The organism is Methyloceanibacter sp., assembly GCF_035650995.1.
Classification (GTDB): Bacteria; Pseudomonadota; Alphaproteobacteria; order Rhizobiales; family Methyloligellaceae; genus Methyloceanibacter.
The window spans coordinates 1-5,273 of record NZ_DASRGO010000185.1; the positions used below are offsets into that span (position 1 = coordinate 1).

General features: G+C 64.7%; 6 protein-coding genes. 3 read left to right on the forward strand and 3 right to left on the reverse strand.

The window, feature by feature from the left end:
- Positions 1-161, reverse strand: a 161-nt coding sequence (locus VFB18_RS13455; RefSeq protein WP_324976256.1) for a DUF2188 domain-containing protein, incomplete at its 3' end; no start/stop codon positions are given.
- 68 nt (positions 162-229) lie between these two features.
- The gene (locus VFB18_RS13460; RefSeq protein WP_324976241.1) at positions 230-622 is read right to left on the reverse strand and encodes an SgcJ/EcaC family oxidoreductase; all 393 of its coding nucleotides are present in this window, start codon (positions 620-622) and stop codon (positions 230-232) included.
- Between the two features lie 127 nt (positions 623-749).
- On the opposite strand from VFB18_RS13460, the gene VFB18_RS13465 reads away from it, so the two are divergent.
- Positions 750-944 (forward strand): DUF3606 domain-containing protein, encoded by a 195-nt coding sequence (locus tag VFB18_RS13465; protein WP_324976244.1) that lies wholly within the window; start codon positions 750-752, stop codon positions 942-944.
- A gap of 547 nt (positions 945-1,491) precedes the next feature.
- On the forward strand, positions 1,492-2,673 hold the full coding sequence (locus tag VFB18_RS13470) for a D-alanyl-D-alanine carboxypeptidase/D-alanyl-D-alanine-endopeptidase (protein ID WP_324976247.1): 1,182 nt from the start codon (positions 1,492-1,494) through the stop codon (positions 2,671-2,673).
- 6 nt (positions 2,674-2,679) lie between these two features.
- Here the strand turns inward: VFB18_RS13470 and VFB18_RS13475 are convergent, their stop codons facing one another.
- Positions 2,680-4,647 (reverse strand): hypothetical protein, encoded by a 1,968-nt coding sequence (locus VFB18_RS13475; protein WP_324976250.1) that lies wholly within the window; start codon positions 4,645-4,647, stop codon positions 2,680-2,682.
- 182 nt (positions 4,648-4,829) lie between these two features.
- On the opposite strand from VFB18_RS13475, the gene VFB18_RS13480 reads away from it, so the two are divergent.
- Positions 4,830-5,273 (forward strand): VWA domain-containing protein (locus VFB18_RS13480; RefSeq protein WP_324976253.1); only part of this gene is annotated, 444 nt, incomplete at its 3' end.

The window sequence follows — 5,273 nt, forward strand, 5'->3', positions numbered from 1 at the left end:
TCGATGCCGGCCGTCTCTCCCGGGACCTTCTGCTCGGCGGCGGCGATCCTCGCCGCGGCAAGGGCGGCATCGTGCGTGGGGAAGGTCTCGGAGAACGTTCCGCGGGCCTGGTAGGCCCAGCCGTTCTCATGCTTCACGATCTTGTAGATGACGATGGCCATTGGCGCCTCGTTTGGGTTTCATCCGAATCTTGCACAACCGGATTTTTCCACCAACGGTTCCATTCGCCTCAGCGCGACTCATGAACCGCGAGCAGATTGGCATCCCGGGTCAGCCGCCAGCGACCATCTTCCTCCTTGCGTAGGATGGAAAGCGTGTAGCCCGAGCGCTTCAGCATCGGCTCGCCTCCGGCTGGGATGACCGTGACAGTAAGCCGGTTGCGGAGATAGGCCCATTCGCCGATCACCTTGACCTCCTTGATCTCGGCCACCCCCTCGATGCGGACATCGGTCATGCCGCGCGAGGCTGCGGTGAACTCCTCCTTGCCGAACGGCTCGCGGCCCGGGACCATGAACATCACATCGTCGGTCATGAGCGAAAGCACGGCCTCAGTGTCGCCGCGCCGGCTCGCCTCCATCCAGGCCGCGACCAACTCGCGGATGGCTTTCTCGTCTTCGCTCATCGATCCCTCCTGACCCGCCCGCGCGAGCCGGGCATCGTCGCGCAAAACCCCTTGGCGGGCGGGGGCGGATTGAGGCATGCTGTTGCAAGGGCCGATCGAATCCACCGGGGCTACAGGAGAAGCTGCGATGGGCAGTGTCAACCCTCCAAAGAAGCGTGACTACGGCAAGAATACCCGCATCGACATGAAGCAGTCCTACCAGGTCGCTTACTGGAAGGAACGCTTCGGCGTCTCGGAGTCGGAACTCGAGGAGGCGGTACAGGCTGCGGGCGCGCTCGCGCGGAAAGTGGAAGAGTACCTCAAGTCGAAGCACTCCGACTGAGCCGGGCTGCTAAGGCGTTCTTGGCGCACTTTGCTCTTGGCCTCGCGAAGTCCTCGGCTGCCTGAATGACGCCGATTCGCCTGCTCCCAGGGAGCGCGTCCCTGCGACGACTTGGCACGAGCGCTGGCCCGTCAAATTCGGACATGCGGCAGCGCGATGTGTTGCTGGTCTCAACCGGGGTATCGCGATGCGCAGTTTGATCGTCGCCGCTATTTTCTGCCTTATTGCGGCGCCGGCCTTCGCCTGCATCTTGGAATCCGACTGCAAACCGGGATTCGCGTGCGTGGATGGCGACTGCCGCGGCAATCCGGCGGGCGATGCCGCCGACCCTGCCCCCGCCAAGCGAACGACCGCCAAGTCCTGCGAATATGACAGCGATTGCAAGGAAGGCGCCCGCTGCGTCAGGGGTTCGGGCCTTCAGGGCGTGTGCCTCGGCCGCTGATGGCCGTTGCACCTCTGCCCGGCTTCCATCCGCGCCAAGATCGGCGGCGAAAACGGTGCTAGCATGGGTTTGCCGTCGGATAGGATGACCTCCGTTGGAGTGGCCATGCCGTATCGCTTGTCCGCCCTTCTCCTGGCCCTGCTTCTCCTACCCGCCCCGGCGCTCGCCGGCATCAAGGAGAAGGTCGCCGCCATGGCGCCGTCGGCGCTTGTGTTCGTCGTCGACGACAAGGGCAACGAGCTGATCGCGCAGAACGCCGACAAACCGTTCGTCCCGGCCTCGGTTACCAAGATCGTGACCGCGTGGCTGGCGATGGAGGTACTCGGCGGCGACTACCGCTTCGAGACCCGCTTCTATCTCGACGACAAGCGGGTGCTTTACGTGCGCGGCGGCGGCGATCCGTTGCTGATTTCAGAGAAGCTGGCGGAGCTCGGTAAAGAGCTGGTGGCCGCCATCGGCAAGGAGCCGATCACCGGTATCGTGCTCGACGCGAGCTACTACCCGTCGGACATCCGCATCCCCGGCATCGAGGAGACGAGCGAAAGCTACGACGCGCTCAACTCCGCGCTCGCGGTGAACTTCAACACCATCGCGGCCGTGCGCAAGGGCAGCACGGTGCGTTCGGCCGAGGCGCAGACCCCGATCACGCCGCTTGCCGTCAGCCAGTTTCGGGCCCGCGGCCCCAACGGTCGCGGCCGCATCAGCCTCGCCCAAGACCCCGCGGTCAGCTTGCAATATGCGGGCGAGTTGATCGCCGCCTTCATCCAGCAGGCTGGCGGCAGCGTGAAGGGCAAGATCACGACCGGGACCGTTCCGCAAGGCTTGCAGCCGGTGTACGTGTACAGGTCTCCGCCCCTGTCGGAGATCCTGACCGCGCTTCTCATCGGCTCGAACAATTACATCGCAAACCAGGTCTTTCTCGAGATCGGCGGGACTTTGGGCGGCTCCGTCAGCTTGGAGAAGTCGCTCAAGGTGGCGAACAGCATGCTCGCCGCCAACGGCCTCGCCGGCGACATCCATATCGAGGAAGGCTCAGGCATCAGCCGCAACAATCACTTCACCGCGCGCGGCCTTGCACACGTGCTCGAGCTGTTCGCCCCACATGCCAACCTGCTGCACGGACATGACGGCGGCATGAACAAGACCGGCACCATGACCGGCATCCATACCCTCGCGGGCTACGCCGACACTAAAGATCACGGGCGCATACGTTTCGTGATCGCAACCAAGAACAGCGACGGCGAGATGCGCTTTCGCCTGGCCCACGCTATCGCGGCCGAGCTTTAGGCTAGCTCAGCCGCGCGGCGGGCGGCGGCGCTCGTGGAACCACACACGATAATCCGCGGCCATCTTCTCGCGCTGCGCCTCCGGCGCGTGCCGCTTGCAGGTCGAAGCTTCCTCGCTGCCCTCGAGTGCCCCCCATCGCACCTCGGCGCAGTCGTTGATGTTGTAGGCGACCTCAAGATCGGGAAGGCGGGTGAGCAGGTCATCAAGCGTCAAGGTCCATGATGAGCCGTCGCTGCGCGTGTAGGAGAACTTGCGCGCCCTGAGTTCAGAGGAAAGCGTGGCCTCGAGCTCCTCCTTGACCTGCTCCGGGGTCTTGCCGGCCGGCATGGCGTAGCGCTCCGGGCGCCGCGCCACGCGATCGGGGAAATTGCGCACCACGTCGATCGCGATCAGCAAGCGCAGATCGCGCGAGGGCGTGGCGAAATCCTCCCACGCGCCGGTCGTCTCGAAGATCGAGGCCCCCTCCGGCATGTCCACGGTCTTTCCCCCTTCGGCGAGGTACTTGCGGCCGTTCTCCACCGAGTTCACCCGCGCGTTCACCTGCTCCTCGAGCGAGGTGATCACCTCCTTCATCGCCTGCATGGGATCGAGCGGCTCTGGCGACATCACGTCATCCATGCGGTCGTAGAAATCCTCGACGCTGAGCTTCGACTGTTCGAGCGAGAAATCGCCATAGTCGGCATCCTTGGCGATCTCGGCATTGGTCAGCCGCCTGAGCGTGCCGCTCCCATCCTGCACGATGGGGCGGAAACGTTTGAATCCAGGGCTACCGAGCGAAGGATCCTGCGCAAACAGGAAGTTTCCGCGCCAGAACCGCTTGCGCGCGACCGTGCCGTCAGGCTGCCCATCGACCGCAAGGAACACGCCGGCCCCCTTGCCGGTCTGCGCGATTCGCTTCACGAGAATGAGAACGTGGCCGTAAGGATCGGCATAGATGGTGCCGGGACGCAAGGTGTCCTCGGTCAGCGCCACCGGATAGTAATCGGTCTTGTCGTCGTCGGCCGCGGTCCGGCCGTTACCGGATTGCACGGCGTCCGCGACGGTTCTCGTCAGATAGTATTGGAAGCCTTGCACGAGCCCTTTCGGCCTCTGGGGAACCCTTTTGCGCCGTATGGTCGGGCCTGGTTCGGGCGGCCCGAAGATGCCGAAGAAACCGGCGGGCTCGACCATTCCGCTGCCGTCGGCCTCAACCGCCGACGGCGGTTCTTCGTTGAAGATGTTCCACCATTGCGGACATCTCGGCGGCACGCCGCCGTCGCCGCGGGTGCACTTCGCATAGCCGAACGGCAATCCCAGCTTGAAGGCGAAATAGGCGCGCAGGAAATACGGAACGTCGGCGCAATCCGGTTCGATGATCGCCCCCTTGTCGTCCTCGCGCAGACCGAGATGGTCGAACAGGACGTTGCGCGATTGGTCGTGCAAGACCGCGTCCATCGCCTTCCACGTCAGCTCCTGGTCGAGCGGGGCGTCGAACATTTTCTCGATCCATGCCGAATAGAGATTTTCGGTCTGGCGATTCCATTGAGTGTGTAACGGCCAGACGCCTTTGCCCGCGCGCGGGCCGCGCGGCTGCTTGCGCTCGACCGCGATCTCGCGGGTGACCTCCCGGCATCCCGCCGCGGCGCCTTCGCGCGTGAGTTTCGCTTGCCACGTGCCGGCCTCGGGCGAGGCAATTTCGGCGAACCAGAAGTAGGGCGGTCCGCCCTCCATCTCGGACGATTGAGCTTCGATCTTTCCGCTGGGCGCGATCAGAGCCAGCTTGCCGGCAAGCGGCTTCTCGGCGGCGAAGATGACGCGCAACGGAGCTCCCTTCCAGGGCTCCGCCGGCGAAGAGAGGAACGCGAGCCCGAACTCCTCACACGTCGGGGGGGCGTTCTCGCCCGCTGCCCACGTTGGCAAGGAGGACGCAAGGGCGCATGCGATCAGCAGCGATGCGATCGCGGCAAGCGCTTGAAGTCGGCGCTCAGGCAGCATGGAACCCCCGTCCCGGCTCCCTCGGCGACGCACCAAAATTACCCCGAAAACGCAGGGCGAAAAACCTCAAATATCGCTGTTGAAACCGCAGAATCCCGCTCGATCGGGGCAATCATCGCCAAAGATGGCGGTGCGCCGCCACCCATCCTGCACAAGTTCGCGTTCTAGGCTAAAGTCACCGAATGAACGCGCTCGCCCACGGCATGTGTCCTGTCGCGCTGGCGCTCGTCGTCGTGGCCGGATCGGTGGCGCAGGGCGCCGACGAACCGCGGACGCCGTGCACCGAGGACGCGATGATCGTCTTCGACGCCTCGGGCTCCATGGCCGGCAACACCGTGCAAGGCCTCTTCAGCGACAAGGCGCGCATCGACGAGGTGCGCAAGGCGCTGGCCGAGGTGCTGCCCGGGGTGACGCGCTACCGCAAGATCGGGCTCATCACCTACGGCCCGGGGCCTTACGGGCAATGCAACATCGATCTTGCCTTTCCGCCCATCCCGAACGCGGCCGAGCGCATCATGAGCACGGTGAATGCGCTCATCCCCGCGGGGAAGACGCCGCTTGTCGACGCGGTGAAGCAGGCCGCCGAGGTCCTCGACTACCGGCGGGAGAAAGGCGTCGTCGTGCTC

What these genes read in the sequence shown, in the direction of transcription:
- VFB18_RS13460 (WP_324976241.1), bottom strand. Translation starts at nt 622, where the DNA reads ATGAGCGAAGACGAGAAAGCCATCCGCGAGTTGGTCGCGGCCTGGATG.
- VFB18_RS13465 (WP_324976244.1), top strand. Translation starts at nt 750, where the DNA reads ATGGGCAGTGTCAACCCTCCAAAGAAGCGTGACTACGGCAAGAATACC.
- VFB18_RS13470 (WP_324976247.1), top strand. Translation starts at nt 1,492, where the DNA reads ATGCCGTATCGCTTGTCCGCCCTTCTCCTGGCCCTGCTTCTCCTACCC.
- VFB18_RS13475 (WP_324976250.1), bottom strand. Translation starts at nt 4,647, where the DNA reads ATGCTGCCTGAGCGCCGACTTCAAGCGCTTGCCGCGATCGCATCGCTG.